The organism is Gammaproteobacteria bacterium, from assembly GCA_037388465.1.
GTDB lineage: Bacteria > Pseudomonadota > Gammaproteobacteria > SpSt-1174 > SpSt-1174 > JARRKE01.
This window is the reverse complement of record JARRKE010000045.1, coordinates 1-15,866: the sequence shown is the minus strand read 5'-3', so window position 1 is coordinate 15,866 and position 15,866 is coordinate 1. Positions and strand designations below refer to the sequence as shown.

Genomic DNA, 15,866 nt, shown 5'->3' with positions numbered 1-15,866 from the left:
ATCTAATGCGACTTGTGGTTCAGGGTGCGGGCTTCCAGCGCCGCGTCGTCGTAGGCCGCATCGATCGCGGCGATGAGCCGGTTCAGGGCCCGATAGCCCGCCGGGTCGGCATCCGCCTGCTGATAACTCAAGCGTAATGGTCCCAGGGCACGGACCAGGTCGGCCCGGTACACGCTTTGAGCCGCGTGCCGGATGGGTACCCAGTCGATCAGCATGCGCAGCAGCGGCGCGTAATAAGGATCGGGATGTTCGTCGGCCATGAGTCGTTGAAAGGTCCGTTCTTCGGAACCAGCCAGGATGCAGCCCCCGCAGTAGGTGTCGAGGCGTTTCAGCAGGGCACGGAATGTCATGTGTTCCGTCGGCAGGGCCTCCACGTCAGTCCCCTCTCTTGGGTTCCTTCAGATAAACGTCCCGCTGCGGGTAGGGGATGGTGATGCCCAGCGTCTTGAAGCCACGCCAGATGGCCAGATTGATCTCCGAACGGACGTTGTTGACCCCTTCCTCCGGGTCGCTGACCCAGAAACGCAGCTCCAGGTTGATGCCGTTGTCCCCGAAGCCCATCAGTCGGGCCACGGGCGGCGGATCGGCGAGCACGCGCGGATTCTCGCGGGCGGCATCCACCATCAGCTGCATGGCCTGTTCCGGGTCGTCCCGGTAACTGATCTGCACCGGCGCCTTGATGCGCACGTTGCGGTCCAGATAGCTCCAGTTGATGACCTGCGAGGTGATGAGGTTTTCGTTCGGGATCAGGGTGTCCACCCCGTCGCGATCGCGTACCACCACGTAGCGCGCCTGCATTTCCTGTATCCAGCCGAAACTGTTGCCGATGCTGATGACGTCACCAGGACGGATGGAACGGTCGAACAGCAGAATAAAGCCACTCACGAAATTGCTGGCGATGCGCTGCAGGCCGAGCCCAAGTCCTACGCCAAGCGCGCCGCCGAAGACGGTCAGTGCCGTCAGATCGATACCGACCGCGTTGAGCCCGACCAGGATGCCGAGGGCGAGTAGCAGGAACTTGGTCACCTTGGCGATGCCGAGGCGCATGCCCGCGCTGAGATAGGGCAGGCGCATCACACGGTGTTCCAGAAAGGTGGCCAGCCAATAGCTCAGGATCAGGAAGACCAGCAGCGAGACGCCGCCTTTGAGCAGCATGAGCAGGGTGAGGCGTGACTTGCCCAGTCCGATGCCGATGCTGTTAAGGGTGTCGGCGATGGCCGGCAGCCAGCCCAGCAGATACAAGGCGTAAACGGACCAGATGGTGATGGAGATAGTGGTTTCCAGGGCGCGTAGTGCCGGGCCCGGTGCAAAGAAGCGCCGCAGGGTGTAGACGAGCATGCGGATGCCGGCCAGCGCCAACAGCAGCGGGATGACGATATCCAGCAGTTGAGTCTGGTCGGCGTATGGCTGCAGCAGCGCGCGTCCCAGCAGCACCAGCAGCAGCATGGTGAGCGGGAATACGATCCGCTTGATGCCCCGCAGCGTCATGTCGCTCAGGGTGCGCTGGCGGTCTTCCCCCAGCCAGACCTTCAGATAGCCCGACCAGCGCCGGTCGATCAGCCATGCGATGGCGCCGGCCAGTACGATGACACCGAGCTGCAGCCAGACCTCGGGACGCGTGAGCCGGGTCTGCAATACCTCGAGGCCGGCGTTCAGCAGGTCAAGAGCGGACATCAGCAGGCGCCTCGTCTCGGACCGATTCGGTGCTGCTGCCCATGCCGTCGAGCCAGCCGCGGAATCGGGTCAGCAGCCACAGTCCGGGCAGGGCGAGAGCCGCGCACAGCAAAAAGAATGGCGCCCAGCCCAGGGCGGCGGCCATGTAGCCTGTGGGTGCGGCCAGCACGGCGCGCGGTATGCCCATCAGGCTGGTCAGCAGGGCGTACTGCGTCGCCGTGAACTCCTTGTTGGTCAGGTTGGCCATGAAGCCGATGAAGGCGGCCGTACCCATGCCGCCGGCAAAGTTTTCGAAGGCGATGACTGCGGCCAGCCAGCCGACCACCGGGCCGGTGTGGGTCAGCCAGGCGAATCCCGCGGTGGATATTCCCTGCAGCAGACCGAACACCCACAGGGAGCGGTAGTGGCCGATACGCATAATGGCGACCCCGCCGGCCACGCCGCCCAGTACCGTGGCCCAGAATCCGAACAGCTTCACCACCGCCCCGATCTCTTCCTTGCTGAAGCCCAACTGAAGATAAAACGGCGTGGTCATCGTGGTCGCCAGCTGGTCGCCGATCTTGTACAGCAGGATGAACAACAAAATCAGCAACGCGCTCTGGCGCCGGGTGAAAAAATCCACAAAGGGTTCGATAACCGCTTCGCGCAGGGTGGGGGGCGGCAGGATGTCGGTGTCCGGTTCCGGCGCGAACAGGGTGGTGAGCAGGCCCACGACCATCATCAGGCCCATGAGCGCGTAGGTAAGGGCGAAGCCGACATACTGCGCCAGGATCAGGCCGCCGCCGGAGGCGATCAGCATGGCCACCCGGTAGCCCCAGACATACAGCGAGGCGCCCAGACCCTGTTCGTCGTCGGCCAGCGATTCGCGCCGGTAGGCGTCGATCACCGTGTCCTGCATGGCGGACAGCAGTGCGACCAGAAAAGCGATCACGGCGACCAGGCCGAGATCATGCGTCGGGTCGGTCTGGCCGAGCAGGATGATTACCAGTGCAAGGAGCGCCTGCAGGCCCAGCAGCCAGCCGCGCCGCCGTCCCAGCAGCGGGGGCACGTAGCGGTCCATGAACGGCGCCCAGAGAAACTTGACGGTGTACGGCAGTCCGATCAGCGCGAACAGCCCGATTTCGCCCAGCGGTATGTGCGACTCGGTGAGCCAGGCCTGCAGGATCGTCAGTGTCAGCAGCAGGGGCAGACCCGAGGCGAAGCCCATCAGGGCCGCGACGATCATACGGCCGGTGAGGAATTCGCGCAGGATGGCTAGATAGGTGCGGGCCAAAGTCGATTAGTCCTGAGTTACTGCGACATCTTATCAAACGCTTCGAGAATGGGGCGCGTTCAGTGTGTTAGATTCTGAACGAACAGTCGAAGGATGGTTTATTCAAGGATGGATGTGCCCGTTCGGAAGAAGTTTCCGTCCCGTTGGCATCGATCGATGCGGCGCTGACGCACCCCAGGGGGCTCGAACGGGAAACGCTCTTCACGGGCCGCCCCGCTACCCAACTGTATGCCGATGATCAGGTCGTCGTGAAGATGCCCGGGTCAGAGGGGTGGTCATGAAGAAAACGCCAAATCGTAATCGATCGTGAGGGGAGCGTGGTCCGAAAAACGTTCGTCCTTGTAGACCGAAACATCCTGAACCTTGTCCTTGAGACCCGGCGTGATCACCTCGTAATCGATGCGCCAACCCACATTCTTGGCCCAGGCCTGGCCGCGGTTGGACCACCAGGTGTACTGGTCGGGTTCCTGGTTGACGACGCGAAAGGCATCGACGAAACCCACCTTGTCGAACAGTTCGTCCAGCCAGGCGCGTTCGTGGGGCAGGAAGCCCGAGTTTTTCTGATTGCTCTTCCAGTTCCTGAGATCGATTTCCTTGTGCGCGATGTTCCAATCGCCGCAGATGATGTATTCCCGGCGCTTGCGGCGCAGACCGCGCAGGTAGTCCATGAAATATTCCATAAAGCGCTCTTTGGAGGCCTGGCGCTCCTCACCGGCGGAGCCAGACGGGGCATACAGCGAGACCACGGACAGTTTGCCGAAACGTGCCTCGATGTAGCGGCCCTCACGATCGAATTCCTCGGCCCCCATGCCGGTGATGACCTCGTCCGGCTCCTTGAGCGCGTAGAGCGCGACGCCGCTGTAGCCTTTGCGCTCGGCATCAAAGTAATAGCAGTGATAGGGCTCCGGATAGAACAGGCCGTCGTCGAGCTGGTGTTCCTGGGCCTTGGTCTCCTGGATGCACACCACGTCGGCATGCTGTTTGGGAAGCCAGTCGAAAAAGCCCTTGCGGGCGGCGGCGCGGATGCCGTTGGCGTTGAGGGAAATGACTCGCATGGGGGAGATTCAGTCGTTTTGTTTGGTGTCGTGGGTTTCGGGTTCGGGCTTGATCAGGCTGATGATGCGCCAACCCGCTTCGGGACGCATGATGCCATCGGCGACGAAAACCTGCAGGCGCCCGCGCGGGGTGACCGCGAACAGGGGAATGACGCGGTCCTCGTGGCGCGCCAGGAAATCCACGAAACCGAATTCCTCGGTCAGGTTGGTGGTGCGGAACTCCGCTTCCTGGCCCAGCCAGCTGGCCAGCTTGGAATAACTGACGTCTTCGCCGAACAGCAGATAACCGCGCAGTTCGGAGGCTGCTTTGTGCTTTTCGCCGGCCCTTTTCTCCTGTGCGGTTTGCAGGCTGTAAAGCCGGTTGCGGCCGAATTCGTGCCGGTAGCGCAGCACTGCGAGGGAGTTGAGTTCGGCCAGCGGCGACACGGCCATGAGCCGGCCGATGCCGACCAGGTCCAGATGGCGATCGGCGTGTTCCGAGACCGGATTGCCGTAGTACGTCTTGAGGCCTTCCATGCGCGCGGTGCGGATGTACTCCCAGTTGCCGTCGGCCAGTATCACCGGAAAGTCCTGTTCGGCCAGGGCATGGGCGATGGCGCGCGCCACGGGATTGGCGCCGATGAGCAGTACCCCGTTGGGTTCGGGTTCGGAGACCTTCAACAGGCCGGCGATCCAGCGCGTGCTCATGCTGTAGACCACCACCGTGCCGATGATGATCAAAAATGTGAGCGGCACCAGCTGCAACGCGTTGGGTACGCCGTTTTCATCCAGGCGCAGCGCGAACAGTGCCGAGACGGCCGCCGCGACGATGCCGCGCGGCGCGAACCAGCCGATCAGCAGGCGTTCGCGCCAGCTGAGGTTGGAACCCAGGGTGGCGAGCCCGACGCTCAACGGCCGGGCGATCAGCAGTACGGCGGCCAGCACACCCAGTGCCGGCAGGCCGAGGGCCTGCAGGTCGTGCAGGCTCAAGCGCGCGGCGAGGATGATGAACAGGCCGGAAATGAGCAGCACGCTCAGGCTTTCCTTGAAGTCGAGCAGATCCTCGGTGTGCACCCCGCGCATGTTGGCGAGCCACATCCCCATGACGGTCACGGCCAGCAACCCGGATTCCTGCTGCAGGACGTTGGAGAGCGTGAACACGCCGAACAGGGTGAGCAGGGTGGCCACGTTGATCAGGTAATCGGGCACCAGGTAATGGCGCAACACCATGCCCCACAGGTAACCGGCGAGCGCGCCGCTGATCCCGCCGATGCCTATCAGCTTCACGAATGCCCACAGGGTGAGGGCCAGCGCATGTTCGGTTTGCTGTGCGACGATGAACTCGAAGACCAGCACCGCGACGAGGGCGCCGATGGGATCGATGACGATACCCTCCCAACGCAGCACGTTGGCCACCTTGGCCGTGGGGCGAACGCTGCGCAGCATGGGCAGGATGACCGTCGGTCCGGTCACCACGGTGATGCCGCCGAACAGCAGGGCGAGGGTCCAGTCGAAATCCATCAGCAGCCGGGCCGCCAGGGTGGTGACCGCCCACGAGGCGAGCATGCCGACGGTGATCAGATTGCGCACCACGCCTTCCAGGCCGCGGATCTCGGGCAGGCGCAGGGTCAGGCTGCCTTCGAACAGGATGATCGCGACCGAAAGCGAGACGAAGGGAAACAGCAGATCGCCGAACAGTCCCTGGACGTCCAGCCAGCCGGTGACGGGGCCGGCCACGATGCCGGCCAGCAACAGGAACAGAATGGCTGGCAGGCGCAGCCACCAGGCGACCCACTGGGCGGCCAGGGCGATCAGGCCGATGGCGGTCAGCGCAACAAGGATGTGTTCATGCATGCGAAGTGGACACGGCCGGCTTGAGCGTAGGTTGGGCGTACTCTAGCATGCCCCCTGTTTCATACTTCGGTGCCCCGACCCATGCAGCCCTACCAGCAGCAGTTCCTCGAATACGCCATCGAGCGCGGCGTGTTGCGCTTCGGTGAGTTCACCCTCAAGTCCGGGCGCAAGAGCCCGTATTTCTTCAATGCGGGTTTGTTCAACACCGGCGCCGCGCTGGATCGGCTGGGTCAGTGGTACGCCCAGGCCATCGTCGCCTCGGGGATGGAGTTCGACATGCTCTTTGGTCCCGCCTACAAGGGCATTCCGCTGGCCGCCGCCACCGCCGTGGCGCTCGCCGGCCGTCATGGACGCGACCTGCCGTGGTGTTTCAACCGCAAGGAGGCCAAGGATCACGGCGAGGGTGGCAACTTGGTGGGCGCACCTTTGGCCGGGCGCGTGTTGATCATCGACGACGTCATCACCGCCGGGACCGCGATCCGCGAATCCGTGGCCCTGATCCGCGATCAGGGGGCCGAGCCGGTTGGTGTGGCGATCGCCCTGGACCGCCAGGAGCGCGGCAAGGGCAGTCTGTCCGCCATCCAGGAGGTGGAACGGGATTACGGGTTGCGCGTCGTCAGCATCGCCTGTCTGGACGATCTGCTCGAGCTGCTGCGTGAACGTGCTGACGCCGGCGAGGTGCTGCCGGCGGTCGAGGCCTACCGCGCCGAGTACGGCATTTGAGCACGAGCCGTCGGCGGCCTCAGCCGATGATGAGCTTGATACCGATCACCAGGGTGACGAATTCGTATCCGCGCTTGATCCAGCGGTTGCCCTTCGCGATCGCGAGGTGCGCCCCGAGGTAGCCGCCGATCAGCGAACCGGCGAGCAGGGCGGGAATCCAGCTCCATTGGATCGATCCCAGCATGCCGAGCGTGATGGCGCCGGCGCCGTTCCAGAACAGCCCCACCATCACCAGCGTGTACGCCACAGCGCGCCGGTAGTCGAGGCCGAACCAGCGCACCAGCCACAAGGTGGTGAACAGGCCGGTGCCGGAGGTCAGCGAGCCGTTCAGGAAACCGATGCCGAACAGAATCGTGCCGCCGATCAGGTAACCGCTCGGGTCGCGGTGGCTTGGCGTGTGGGTCTGGCCCAGGGTCGGCTTGAACACCGAATACAATCCCAGGCCGGCGGTGAGCAGGCCGAGCGCGATTTCCGCCGCCCGTCCCGGCACCTGCAGAATCACGCTCGCACCCAGCAATACCCCGGGTATTCCCGATACCAGCAGCAACAGGACGAACCCGCGCTGCAGTCCCCCTTCGCGCAAATGGCGCAGGGTGGCGCCGACGCCCAGCGCCACGCTGGCCAGTTTGTGCGTGGCCAGCGCGATTCCGAACGGCAGGCCCAGAAAGATCAGCGCCGGCAGCTGGATCAGCCCTGCCCCGCCCCCGGCGAAGGCCGAGAACATATTGGCGAACAGCGAGATAACGAACAGCAGAAGTTGGTTGGTAATATCCACGGGCCGCTTGTGGGTGGTGGAAGGGCTGACCTATAGTAGGAACCGCAAGCTTGGCCAACCCGCAAATTCGCGGCTCACCCGCTTGAGGAGGTTGAGGATTATGCCATCAAAGGCGCTTGCCGCCGCCCTGCTGCTGCCGCTGGTGCTGCCCGGCGTTGCCGCAGCCAAGTTCTACCGCTGGGTGGACGCGAATGGGAATGTGCATATAAGCGATACCCTGCCGCCCGAGGCGGCGCACGATTACAAGGTCGAGGTGATGGATTCGGCGGGCGACGTGGAAACGACCGTGGGTCCGGCACCCACCAAGGCGGAACTGGAAAAAAGGGCGCAGCAGAAAAAGGCGAAGGAGCAGGCCAGCGTGGATGCCGAGAAACAGCGTCGGCTGGATCAGATCCTGTTGCAGACCTTCACCACGGTCGAGGATCTCGAGCGTGCACGTGACGACCGTCTCGGTCTGGTTGACACCAACATCAAGATCGCCCAGGAAAAGGTGACCAGCATCAAGTCACAGCTCGGGTCGGTGGAGGCACGGCTGAAAAAACATCCGGATAACCAAAACCTCAACGAACAGGTCATGAACTTGAAGAACGCGCTGGCCGACAACGAGGATTACCTGCATCAACAGCAGCAGGTGCGAGGGGATATCGTCAAGAAATTCAAGCACGACATCGCGCGCTTCAAGGAGCTGAAGGCCGAGCAGGCAAAAGAAAAGCAGGCCAAGCAACAGCAACAGCAGCAGCAATAGGCCCGCCTTGCCCGGGGCGGGGCCGTTCAGCCTCTGATCAGGGTGCCGATGCCCTGATCGGTGAACAGTTCCAGCAACACGGCGTGTTCGATACGACCATCGATGATATGGGCGGTTTTGACCCCGGACTGGATGGCGTCCATCGCGCAACCGATCTTGGGCAGCATTCCGCCGTGAATGGTGCCGTCGGCGATCAAACGGTCGACGTCCTCGGTGCCGAGTCCCGTGAGCAGCCCACCTTCTCCGTCCAGTACGCCGGTGGTATTGGTCAGCAGAATCAGTTTTTCCGCACCCAGCACCGCCGCCATCTTGCCGGCCACCAGATCCGCATTGATGTTGTAGGAGGCGCCGTCCTCGCCGACCCCGACCGGGGCGATGACCGGGATGAAGCCGCTGCGATCCAGCATGTGCACCAGGGAAGGGTCGATGGCGGCGACTTCGCCGACGTGTCCCAGGTCGATGATCTCCGAGGCCTGAAGTTCCGGGTTGGTGCGGTTCAGCGTCAGCTTGCGGGCCCGGATCAGCGCCCCGTCCTTGCCGGTGAGGCCGACCGCATGGCCGCCGTACTGGTTGATCAGGTTGACGATCTCCTTGTTCACCAGGCCCCCCAGCACCATCTGCACCACGTCCATGGTCTCGCGGTCCGTGACCCGCATGCCTTCGACGAAGGTGGATTCCTTGCCCAGCTGAGTGAGCAGCTTGCCGATCTGCGGACCGCCGCCGTGCACCACCACCGGGTTCAGCCCCACCTGCTTGAGCAGCACGATGTCACGTGCGAAGCCGTGCTTGAGGTTTTCGTCCACCATGGCGTTGCCGCCGTACTTGATGACGACGGTCTTGCCGGAAAAGCGCTGGATATAGGGCAAGGCCTCGATGAGGACCGAAGCGACCCGGGTGGCGTCTTGTTGGTTCATGGTGCCGGTAGGAATCTGTCTCGTTCTGGTTGAAGCAAGTTTACGGTTTTGCGGTTCGGGTTGCGCGCCGATATGCCGGAGCCGCCGGCCCGTAAGTCGTGCCCGGCCATCGGCGAGGACGGCTGTCGTGTTAGTGGCGGCCCGACGAGCCGAAGCCGCCTTCGCCCCGGTGGCTGGCTTCGAAATCCTCGACGATGTCGAATTCGGCCTGAACGACTGGCACGAACACGAGCTGGGCAATGCGTTCGCCGGGTTTGATGGTGAAGCTCTCCTGGCCGCGGTTCCAGGTCGAGACGAACAACTGTCCCTGGTAGTCGGAGTCGATCAGCCCCACCAGGTTGCCGAGCACGATGCCGTGCTTATGGCCGAGGCCGGAACGCGGCAGGATGGTGGCGGCCAGCCCCGCGTCGCCGATATGGATGGCGATGCCGGTGGGAATGAGTTCCGTCTGTCCCGGTGCCAGGATCAGGGCTGTGTCCAGACAGGCGCGCAGGTCCATGCCGGCCGATCCGGGGGTGGCATAGCCGGGCAGGGGGAATTCATCCCCGATGCGGGGGTCGAGGATTTTGACTTCGATCTTCTGCATGTTGCTGTGGCTCAGGTGGCAAGGGTGAGATGTGGCGCACGCCCGTTGCGCATGCGCTCCGCGATCAGTCTGACGAGGTCACGGGCCAGACGCTGTTTGCTGGCGCGCGGGAAGGATTGTTGGCCACCGGGCCAGATCACTTCCAGAGCATTGTCGTCCTGATCGAACCCCAGGCCGTGGCCGACGCGATTGGCAATCAGCATGTCGGGACGCTTGCGACGCAGTTTTTCCTGCGCGTGCTCGAGCAGGTGCTCGGTCTCGGCGGCGAAACCGACCACATAGGGACGCGAGGTACGCACAGCCACCTCGGCGAGAATATCCGGGTTGCGGGCCAGTTCGACCGTCAGGGTGTCGGTGTTCTTTTTCAGCTTTTGCGGCGCGCGCTGAATCGGCCGGTAGTCGGCCACGGCGGCCGCGGCAATGAACAGGTCGCAGCCCTCGATGTGCTGCATGACGGCGGCCCGCATCTCCAGCGCATCCTGCACGTCGACACGCCGTACCCCTTCCGGGGTGGGCAGATTGACCGGCCCCGCGACCAGGATCACGTCCGCGCCCGCCTCGTGTGCGGCCCGCGCCAGGGCAAAGCCCATCTTGCCCGAGCTGTAGTTGCTCAGATAGCGCACAGGGTCCAGCGCCTCGCGCGTCGGCCCGGCGGTGATCACCACCTTTTTGCCGCCCAGTTCGCCGGTGTGGAAAACCTCTTCCAGCTGCGTGACGAGTTCGTCCGGTTCCTGCATGCGCCCTTCACCCTGTTCGCCGCAGGCCTGCGCACCGGAACCCGGCCCCAGCATCTGCACGCCCTGGGCAAGCAGGATTTCGCGATTGGCTTGCGTGGCCGGATGGTCCCACATTACCCGGTTCATCGCGGGCGCCACCAGTACCGGCGCTTCCGTCGCCAGGCACAGGGTGGCCAGCAGGTCATTGGCCATGCCGGCGGCGAGGCGGGCCATGAAGTCGGCGCTGGCCGGCGCCACCAATACCGCATCCGCCCAGCGGGCCAGCTCGATGTGTCCCATACCGGCCTCGGCCGCGGTATCGAACAGGTCGGTGCGCACCGCTTCTCCGGACAGCGCCTGGAAGGTCAGCGGCGTGACGAATTCGGTGGCCGCTCGGGTCATGACCACGCGCACCTCGGCGCCCGATTTTTTCAGCAGGCGCGTCAGTTCGCAGGCCTTGTAGGCGGCAATGCCGCCGGTGACCCCGAGCAGAATACGTTTGTATGCCAGTGCGGACATGGGGATAAGTGTATCAGAGCGCACGAAATCGGTGCGTGAGGCACGTCACAGGTGCGAATTCGCCGACCGGGCTGCATCCGCCAGGCGGAGCGCCGCGTATATCGGGATGAGGGCGCTGACTTGGTCGACGTCCAATCCATTCATCATTCACCTTGAAGGGGGAAGTAACGTATGAAGCCTGCAAACTGTGTCGCCCGTTCGGCTGCTGCCGCCGTGATCGCCCTGAGTCTGGGCGGACTTGCACAAACCGCCGCTGCGGCCGAGAAACCCATGGAACCGTGCTACGGCATCGCCAAGGCGGGCAAGAACGACTGTGCCACGGGCAAGAACGCCTGCGCCGGCACCAGCAAGGTCGATCGCGATTCCAATGCCTTCATTCTGTTGCCCAAAGGCATTTGCGAAAAGATCGCCGGCGGCAGCCTGAAGGCCGGTGGCTGAAGTCATGACCCATCCCGGGCCTTCCAAAGCAGTGCCGATTCTCGCGTGCGCGGGAATCGGCCTGCGTGCGGGGCATCACGAAACGTTTGTGGCGCGGCGGCCCGCGGTCGGTTTCCTGGAGGTTCACAGCGAAAATTTCTTCGCGCCGGGCGGTCCGTTGCCGGCGCTGCTCGACGACCTGCGCGCGGATTATCCGTTGTCTTTTCACGGTGTCGGCCTCTCGCTGGGGTCTACGGATGTGCTGGACGAGCGTCATCTGGGGCATTTGAAAACCCTCGTCGATCGTTTCGAGCCGGGCCTGGTTTCGGAGCACCTGTGCTGGAGCAGCCTGGACGGCGTGCATTACAACGACCTGCTGCCGTTGCCGTTTACCGAACAGGCTATAGCCCATTGCGCGGATCGCATTGTGCGTGTGCAGGATGCGCTGGACAGGCAGATCCTGATCGAGAACGTATCGGCCTATGCCGGCTTTGCTGAAAGCGACATGCCTGAATGGGTATTCCTGGTGGAGACCGCGCGCCGGGCCGGGTGCGGCATTCTGCTCGATGTGAACAACGTGTTCGTGAATGCGCACAATGCCGGTTTTGATGCCGACGCCTATCTGGACGCCGTGCCCGGCGAGTTGGTCCGGGAGGTGCATCTCGCCGGGCATACCCGTGCGCAACACGCGGATCGTGAATTGCTGGTGGACACCCACAATCGTCCTGTGGCCGCACCCGTATGGGCACTGTACGAACGGCTGATACGCCGTATCGGCGCACGCCCCACGCTGATCGAATGGGACGTGGACCTGCCGCCGCTGGATACGCTGCTGCAGGAAGCCCGTCGCGCCGACGATGTGCTGGAGAGGCATCCGCATGACCGGGCTGCATGACCAACTGGCCGGTTTCGCACGCGCCATCGACGCAGGCGAGCCGCTCGGGCACATCGGGCCGCGGACCGGGCTCGACGTCTACGCTGCCGCTTGGCGGGAAAACCGGGTTACCGCACTGGCGTTGACCTACGCCACGGTGCGCGCCCTGACCGGCGAGGCGTTTTTTCAGGCTATGGCGACGCGCTTTGCCGAATCCCACCCCTCGCGTTCCGGCAACCTGGACGACTACGGCCGCGGGTTTGCGGATTTCATTTCGACCTATGAGCCGGTTGCCGGCCTGCCCTATCTGGGCGACTGCGCACGCCTGGACTGGTTGTGCCAGGAAAGCCTGCTTGCTCCTGATGCGGTCTGTGCGCCGCTGGATGCGCTCACCAGTCTGCCGGAGGCGGCCTATCCCGGGCTGCGTTTTGCATTGCACCCCGCGTTGCGGCTGCTGCGGTCGGACTATCCGGTATTTCGCATCTGGCGCCTTTGCCAACAGCCGGACGGGGAGGGCGAAGCGGTGTCGTTGGACGCCGGCGGCGAATCGGTGGCCGTGGCGCGCGACGGCGGGCGGGTGGCGGTTTGGTGCCTGCAGCCGGCCGAGTACGCCTTCGTCGGGTCCCTGGAACAAGGCTGCAGAATCGAGGCGGCCTGGGAGACCGCGCGCGCGAAGGACGCCGATTTTGCACCCGACCGGATCCTGTCCTGGCTGGCTGCATCCGGATTGATCGTCGCCTGGCAGACGGGCGATCTGTAACCGAATCCCTTCCCTCAAGGAGACCTATCCATGTTTCTGATCACCCCTGTGCAGTCCGTGTACCACCGCCTGACGGCCCTGCTGGAATGGCTGGCGCCGGTGGGCGACCTGTTGCTGCGGCTCTGGGTGGCGCGGGTGTTTTTCATGTCGGGGCTGACCAAGACCGACAATTTCGACGCCACCATCGGCCTGTTCACCTATATCTATCACGTTCCCCTGCTGCCGCCCGCGGTGGCGGCCTATCTGGGCACTGCCACCGAGCTTTCCATGCCGGTGCTGCTGGCGCTGGGACTGGCCGGCCGTCCCGCGGCGATCATCCTGTTCGTCTTCAACATCATCGCGGTGATTTCCTTCCCCGGCCTGTCGCCGGATGGAGTGGAACTGCACATGATGTGGGGGCTGATGCTGCTGGTGATCGTGCTGCGCGGGCCGGGCAAGCTGTCGCTGGATACCCTGCTGGAACGTTATCTTCCGGCACTGCACCGCGCCTGAGTAGGGTTACGGCTATCGCCAACGTCCGGGGCGGTAGGTCCATTCCCCGTGGCGGCGTTCATGCCAGCGACCCGGCGCCCATTTGGCATTCGGGTGCGGGCGGTGCGCCCAATGACCGCCGTTCCAGACCCAGCGGTCCCGCCACATCCAGTGGCCCTGTATCCAGACAGCGTCGGGATAGGGTGGGTGACCGATGACCTCGACCCGTGCAGGCGGGGGCGCCGAGTGGACGACAATGACCCCGCCGGCGGCCACGGACGGTGAGGGTTCTGTTGCACAAGCGGTCAAAGACAATGCGGTGACGGTGGCCAGCAGCAAGGTGCGCATCGGTATCCTGGTCATGAAGCGGCTCCGGGGCGGGGATGACATATCTGATTCTCGACCATGATGGCGGATTCCGCACCCTCACCGCGATCCATACCTTTTCGCTGCCATCCCGCTCTGCTAGCCTGTGGCCGCATGCATCCCAGGGAGGTGGGAGATATGTCGATCAGGGACTGGCCGGCGGACGAGCGTCCGCGTGAAAAACTGCTGGGCCGCGGCCCGGGGGCGTTATCCGACGCTGAGTTGCTAGCGATCTTTTTGCGCACCGGAGTGGCGGGCAAAAGCGCGGTTGATCTGGCGCGCGAACTGCTGGATGTCTTCGGCGGCTTGCGCGCGATGCTGGAGGCCGACCTCGGTCGATTCACCGCCGCCAAAGGCCTGGGCGAGGCCAAGTACACCCAGCTGCAGGCCGTATTGGAAATGGCGCGGCGCTACCTGGAAGACGAGATCCGGCGCGGCGTGACGCTGGAGAATCCCACGCAGACCGTGAACTACCTCATGTCGCGGCTGCGACACCACCCTCACGAGGTCTTCGCGGTGCTGTTTCTGGACAACCGGCACCGCGTCATCGATTACGAACCCCTGTTCACCGGCACCATCGACGGGGCCAGCGTCCATCCGCGTGAGGTTGTCAGGCGGGTGCTGCATCACAACGCCGCCGCCGTGATCCTGGCGCACAATCACCCCTCCGGCGTCGCCGAGCCCAGCCAGGCCGACGTCTCGCTGACCCAGCGGCTCAAGGACGCGCTGGCGCTGATCGACGTGCGCGTGCTCGACCACATCGTCGTTGGGGACAACGCGGTCTCGCTGGCCGAGCGCGGGCTGCTATAGCCTCAACTGTCGCGCATCTCCCCGCCCGGGTCGCCACTGGCTTTACGCTGCACGAGAAAGTAGGTGATCCCCACGGCAAGTACGGCGCCGATGATCAGCCCGTAGGTCCACGCCCATTGCTCCAGGTGTCCGCTGCTCTCGACCGGGATGATGATGAGCTGGCGCAGCAGGGTGATGAGCGCCGCTTCGATGAAGACCACCACGGAAAAATGACCGGTACGCATGTAGCGCACCTCGGCCGAGATCAGCGAGGACAGGACCCACAGGATGAACAGATTGCCCAGGGACTGGAGAAAGCCGTTGCTGACGTTGCCTGAGCGGACGGTATCGATAACATCGGCGCAGAACTGCCAGACCAGCAGCAGGCTGGCCACCAGCAAGGCAAGTGCGATGAAGGCGTGCAACAGCCGGTTGGCTGTCTCCATGATCGCTTCGAACCAATGTGACCGCATGGGTTTCTCCTTGCGTTGCGGGTCATGTACCGGTGGCCAATGGAGATGTTAACGGATGGCGGCAGCCGTTAGGTAAGTGCATGTTTCCCTATTGCTTTGTCTGTGTCACGTAGTGTTCTCGCTGGTGGGGCGTGGTCTGCTGTAAGCTAATAGCGAGAAACAGGTTCATTACCATGCCTTACGCACCCTTGCCCGAACAGGGGCCTTCCGGCCCCGATGAGGCCGCCACGCCGTTGTTATTCCTGGTCGCCGCCCTGCTGGCCGGGCTGGCGGGCTATGTAAACGCCGTCATGCTGAGTTATGCAGGCATGCCCGTCAGCCACATGAGCGGACCGGCAACCGAGCTGGGCATCGACCTGGGTCGGTTCAATCCGCAGAACTTTCTGTTGCTGGCCGGCATCATGGTCGGCTTCATGCTCGGCGCCATGTTCAGCGGTCTGATGGTCGCCTCCACCGTGCTGCGTCCCGGACGGCGTTACGGCGTGGCGCTGCTCATCGAAGGGCTGCTGCTCAGCGTTGCAGCCGTATTTGCAGTCAGTGCGCATCCACATCTGGCCCTGGTCGCCGCGGCGATGGCCTGCGGCCTGCAGAATGCGCTGGCCGCCAGTTATCGCGGCCTGACCCTGCGCACCACCCACGTTACCGGCATCGTCACCGATATCGGGGTATTGCTGGCGCACCGGCTGCGCCATAAACGGATCAAGACCTGGAAACTGATGCTGCTGGTGGTAATCCTGGCCGGCTTCATCGTTGGCGGCATCGCCGGTGTCGTCATGTTCCTCAACTGGGGGGCGCATGCCTTGAGTTTCGCCGCCGGATTCTGCCTGTTGATCGCGATCGGTTACCTGCCACGCGAAGAGAATGCGGGGTGATCGAAGGCGGCTGCCATTGCGGTGCCTGCCG

At 63.8% G+C, this 15,866-nt stretch carries 19 protein-coding genes; 8 read left to right on the top strand and 11 right to left on the bottom strand.

From position 1 onward, the window contains the following. Positions 1-2 precede the first annotated feature (2 nt). From P8Y64_09595 to P8Y64_09575, 5 genes are all read right to left on the bottom strand, one after another. Positions 3-350 carry a hypothetical protein gene (locus P8Y64_09595; GenBank protein MEJ2060723.1) on the bottom strand — a complete coding sequence of 116 codons (348 nt, stop codon included), beginning with the start codon at positions 348-350 and terminating at the stop codon, positions 3-5. A 25-nt stretch (positions 351-375) separates the two neighbouring features. Next, entirely contained in the window at positions 376-1,674 is a 1,299-nt protein-coding gene (locus P8Y64_09590; GenBank protein MEJ2060722.1) for a mechanosensitive ion channel, read from the bottom strand. Further along, positions 1,661-2,899 carry an AmpG family muropeptide MFS transporter gene (locus P8Y64_09585; protein ID MEJ2060721.1) on the bottom strand — a complete coding sequence of 413 codons (1,239 nt, stop codon included), beginning with the start codon at positions 2,897-2,899 and terminating at the stop codon, positions 1,661-1,663. Before P8Y64_09585 ends, P8Y64_09590 begins: the two co-directional genes overlap by 14 nt. 323 nt (positions 2,900-3,222) lie before the next feature. After that, the gene (locus P8Y64_09580; protein ID MEJ2060720.1) at positions 3,223-4,002 is read right to left on the bottom strand and encodes an exodeoxyribonuclease III; all 780 of its coding nucleotides are present in this window, start codon (positions 4,000-4,002) and stop codon (positions 3,223-3,225) included. 9 nt (positions 4,003-4,011) lie between these two features. Further along, positions 4,012-5,835: a sodium:proton antiporter gene (locus tag P8Y64_09575; protein ID MEJ2060719.1), complete on the bottom strand. Its 1,824-nt coding sequence runs from the start codon at positions 5,833-5,835 to the stop codon at positions 4,012-4,014. An 81-nt stretch (positions 5,836-5,916) separates the two neighbouring features. Here P8Y64_09575 and pyrE point away from each other — a divergent pair, with 81 nt between their 5' ends. Continuing rightward, positions 5,917-6,558 carry an orotate phosphoribosyltransferase gene (gene pyrE / locus P8Y64_09570; protein MEJ2060718.1) on the top strand — a complete coding sequence of 214 codons (642 nt, stop codon included), beginning with the start codon at positions 5,917-5,919 and terminating at the stop codon, positions 6,556-6,558. 19 nt (positions 6,559-6,577) lie between these two features. On the opposite strand, the gene P8Y64_09565 is transcribed toward pyrE, so the two are convergent. Then, positions 6,578-7,333 (bottom strand): sulfite exporter TauE/SafE family protein, encoded by a 756-nt coding sequence (locus P8Y64_09565; protein ID MEJ2060717.1) that lies wholly within the window; start codon positions 7,331-7,333, stop codon positions 6,578-6,580. Positions 7,334-7,433: 100 nt separating this feature from the next. Here P8Y64_09565 and P8Y64_09560 point away from each other — a divergent pair, with 100 nt between their 5' ends. Continuing rightward, positions 7,434-8,078, top strand: a complete 645-nt coding sequence (locus P8Y64_09560) for a DUF4124 domain-containing protein (protein ID MEJ2060716.1) — start codon at positions 7,434-7,436, stop codon at positions 8,076-8,078. A 26-nt stretch (positions 8,079-8,104) separates the two neighbouring features. Here P8Y64_09560 and argB read toward each other — a convergent pair whose 3' ends face one another. From argB to coaBC, 3 genes are all read right to left on the bottom strand, one after another. After that, positions 8,105-8,992: an acetylglutamate kinase gene (argB, locus tag P8Y64_09555; GenBank protein MEJ2060715.1), complete on the bottom strand. Its 888-nt coding sequence runs from the start codon at positions 8,990-8,992 to the stop codon at positions 8,105-8,107. Between the two features lie 130 nt (positions 8,993-9,122). Continuing rightward, positions 9,123-9,578 carry a dUTP diphosphatase gene (gene dut, locus P8Y64_09550; protein ID MEJ2060714.1) on the bottom strand — a complete coding sequence of 152 codons (456 nt, stop codon included), beginning with the start codon at positions 9,576-9,578 and terminating at the stop codon, positions 9,123-9,125. 11 nt (positions 9,579-9,589) lie between these two features. Further along, a complete protein-coding gene (gene coaBC / locus P8Y64_09545; GenBank protein ID MEJ2060713.1) occupies positions 9,590-10,813 on the bottom strand; it encodes a bifunctional phosphopantothenoylcysteine decarboxylase/phosphopantothenate--cysteine ligase CoaBC in 1,224 nt (407 codons plus the stop codon). 171 nt (positions 10,814-10,984) lie between these two features. On the opposite strand from coaBC, the gene P8Y64_09540 reads away from it, so the two are divergent. Genes P8Y64_09540 through P8Y64_09525 form a run of 4 tightly spaced genes read left to right on the top strand, consistent with a single transcriptional unit; the run spans position 10,985 to position 13,356 of the window. Further along, a complete protein-coding gene (locus P8Y64_09540) occupies positions 10,985-11,251 on the top strand; it encodes a DUF2282 domain-containing protein (GenBank protein MEJ2060712.1) in 267 nt (88 codons plus the stop codon). Between the two features lie 4 nt (positions 11,252-11,255). Then, positions 11,256-12,125 carry a DUF692 domain-containing protein gene (locus P8Y64_09535; protein ID MEJ2060711.1) on the top strand — a complete coding sequence of 290 codons (870 nt, stop codon included), beginning with the start codon at positions 11,256-11,258 and terminating at the stop codon, positions 12,123-12,125. After that, positions 12,109-12,864, top strand: a complete 756-nt coding sequence (locus P8Y64_09530; GenBank protein ID MEJ2060710.1) for a DNA-binding domain-containing protein — start codon at positions 12,109-12,111, stop codon at positions 12,862-12,864. Before P8Y64_09535 ends, P8Y64_09530 begins: the two co-directional genes overlap by 17 nt. A 30-nt stretch (positions 12,865-12,894) precedes the next feature. Next, a complete protein-coding gene (locus tag P8Y64_09525) occupies positions 12,895-13,356 on the top strand; it encodes a DoxX family protein (GenBank protein ID MEJ2060709.1) in 462 nt (153 codons plus the stop codon). A 12-nt stretch (positions 13,357-13,368) separates the two neighbouring features. Here the strand turns inward: P8Y64_09525 and P8Y64_09520 are convergent, their stop codons facing one another. Beyond that, on the bottom strand, positions 13,369-13,698 hold the full coding sequence (locus P8Y64_09520; GenBank protein MEJ2060708.1) for a hypothetical protein: 330 nt from the start codon (positions 13,696-13,698) through the stop codon (positions 13,369-13,371). A 141-nt stretch (positions 13,699-13,839) separates the two neighbouring features. On the opposite strand from P8Y64_09520, the gene radC reads away from it, so the two are divergent. Beyond that, positions 13,840-14,511 carry a DNA repair protein RadC gene (radC, locus tag P8Y64_09515; GenBank protein ID MEJ2060707.1) on the top strand — a complete coding sequence of 224 codons (672 nt, stop codon included), beginning with the start codon at positions 13,840-13,842 and terminating at the stop codon, positions 14,509-14,511. A 2-nt stretch (positions 14,512-14,513) separates the two neighbouring features. On the opposite strand, the gene P8Y64_09510 is transcribed toward radC, so the two are convergent. Continuing rightward, positions 14,514-14,963 carry a phosphate-starvation-inducible PsiE family protein gene (locus tag P8Y64_09510; GenBank protein MEJ2060706.1) on the bottom strand — a complete coding sequence of 150 codons (450 nt, stop codon included), beginning with the start codon at positions 14,961-14,963 and terminating at the stop codon, positions 14,514-14,516. A gap of 173 nt (positions 14,964-15,136) precedes the next feature. Here P8Y64_09510 and P8Y64_09505 point away from each other — a divergent pair, with 173 nt between their 5' ends. Then, positions 15,137-15,835 carry a YoaK family protein gene (locus P8Y64_09505; GenBank protein ID MEJ2060705.1) on the top strand — a complete coding sequence of 233 codons (699 nt, stop codon included), beginning with the start codon at positions 15,137-15,139 and terminating at the stop codon, positions 15,833-15,835. The last annotated feature ends 31 nt before the right edge of the window (positions 15,836-15,866 follow it).

Excerpts from the sequence above, each read along its gene's own strand:
- P8Y64_09595 (MEJ2060723.1), bottom strand. The coding sequence starts at position 350 with ATGACATTCCGTGCCCTGCTGAAACGCCTCGACACCTACTGCGGGGGC.
- P8Y64_09590 (MEJ2060722.1), bottom strand. The coding sequence starts at position 1,674 with ATGTCCGCTCTTGACCTGCTGAACGCCGGCCTCGAGGTATTGCAGACC.
- P8Y64_09585 (MEJ2060721.1), bottom strand. The coding sequence starts at position 2,899 with ATGATCGTCGCGGCCCTGATGGGCTTCGCCTCGGGTCTGCCCCTGCTG.
- P8Y64_09580 (MEJ2060720.1), bottom strand. The coding sequence starts at position 4,002 with ATGCGAGTCATTTCCCTCAACGCCAACGGCATCCGCGCCGCCGCCCGC.
- P8Y64_09575 (MEJ2060719.1), bottom strand. The coding sequence starts at position 5,835 with ATGCATGAACACATCCTTGTTGCGCTGACCGCCATCGGCCTGATCGCC.
- pyrE (MEJ2060718.1), top strand. The coding sequence starts at position 5,917 with ATGCAGCCCTACCAGCAGCAGTTCCTCGAATACGCCATCGAGCGCGGC.
- P8Y64_09560 (MEJ2060716.1), top strand. The coding sequence starts at position 7,434 with ATGCCATCAAAGGCGCTTGCCGCCGCCCTGCTGCTGCCGCTGGTGCTG.
- argB (MEJ2060715.1), bottom strand. The coding sequence starts at position 8,992 with ATGAACCAACAAGACGCCACCCGGGTCGCTTCGGTCCTCATCGAGGCC.
- dut (MEJ2060714.1), bottom strand. The coding sequence starts at position 9,578 with ATGCAGAAGATCGAAGTCAAAATCCTCGACCCCCGCATCGGGGATGAA.
- coaBC (MEJ2060713.1), bottom strand. The coding sequence starts at position 10,813 with ATGTCCGCACTGGCATACAAACGTATTCTGCTCGGGGTCACCGGCGGC.
- P8Y64_09540 (MEJ2060712.1), top strand. The coding sequence starts at position 10,985 with ATGAAGCCTGCAAACTGTGTCGCCCGTTCGGCTGCTGCCGCCGTGATC.
- P8Y64_09535 (MEJ2060711.1), top strand. The coding sequence starts at position 11,256 with ATGACCCATCCCGGGCCTTCCAAAGCAGTGCCGATTCTCGCGTGCGCG.
- P8Y64_09530 (MEJ2060710.1), top strand. The coding sequence starts at position 12,109 with ATGACCGGGCTGCATGACCAACTGGCCGGTTTCGCACGCGCCATCGAC.
- P8Y64_09525 (MEJ2060709.1), top strand. The coding sequence starts at position 12,895 with ATGTTTCTGATCACCCCTGTGCAGTCCGTGTACCACCGCCTGACGGCC.
- P8Y64_09520 (MEJ2060708.1), bottom strand. The coding sequence starts at position 13,698 with ATGACCAGGATACCGATGCGCACCTTGCTGCTGGCCACCGTCACCGCA.
- radC (MEJ2060707.1), top strand. The coding sequence starts at position 13,840 with ATGTCGATCAGGGACTGGCCGGCGGACGAGCGTCCGCGTGAAAAACTG.
- P8Y64_09510 (MEJ2060706.1), bottom strand. The coding sequence starts at position 14,963 with ATGCGGTCACATTGGTTCGAAGCGATCATGGAGACAGCCAACCGGCTG.
- P8Y64_09505 (MEJ2060705.1), top strand. The coding sequence starts at position 15,137 with ATGCCTTACGCACCCTTGCCCGAACAGGGGCCTTCCGGCCCCGATGAG.